Origin of the sequence: Microbacterium sp. K41, assembly GCF_004794395.1 — a bacterium.
GTDB lineage: Bacteria > Actinomycetota > Actinomycetes > Actinomycetales > Microbacteriaceae > Microbacterium > Microbacterium sufflavum.
The window spans coordinates 1-409 of record NZ_SSDO01000318.1 but is presented as its reverse complement, the minus strand read 5'-3'; the positions used below and the strand labels follow the sequence as shown (position 1 = coordinate 409).

The window sequence follows — 409 nt, the reverse complement described above, 5'->3', positions numbered from 1 at the left end:
GATCCGTCCGCGACCGCGTCGGCTCCGGCGCTCAGCTCGCCCATGCCCGTGTGGAGGGCACTCGCGCCGGACTGCAGCGTGCCGATGCCGGTGGCCAGGGTGCTGGCGCCCTCGTCGAGCCGGCCGGCGCCGTCGTCGAGTCGCACGGTGCCGGCGTGCAGCGTGGAGGCACCGGTCGAGAGCGTGCCGAGGCCCTGCGTGAGCTTCGTGGCTCCGGCGCTGAGCTGGGCGGTTCCGGCCTGGAGCGCCTGCGTGCCGGCGACGAGCGCGGGGGCACCCTCCGGGGCGACCAGGGCGACCGTTCCTGGCCAGCCGAGTGCGGGGTCGCCGTTGGCGATGGCGTTGACCCCGGCCGTGACGCGCGCGGCACCGTCGGCCGCGCCGATGAGTCCCTGCGCGAGCGAGGGTG

The 409-nt window shown here is 77.0% G+C and carries 1 pseudogene; it reads right to left on the bottom strand.

Annotation, left to right across the window (positions count from 1 at the left end):
- A pseudogene (locus DW309_RS09275) lies at positions 1-409 on the bottom strand (ABC transporter); the annotation flags it as partial.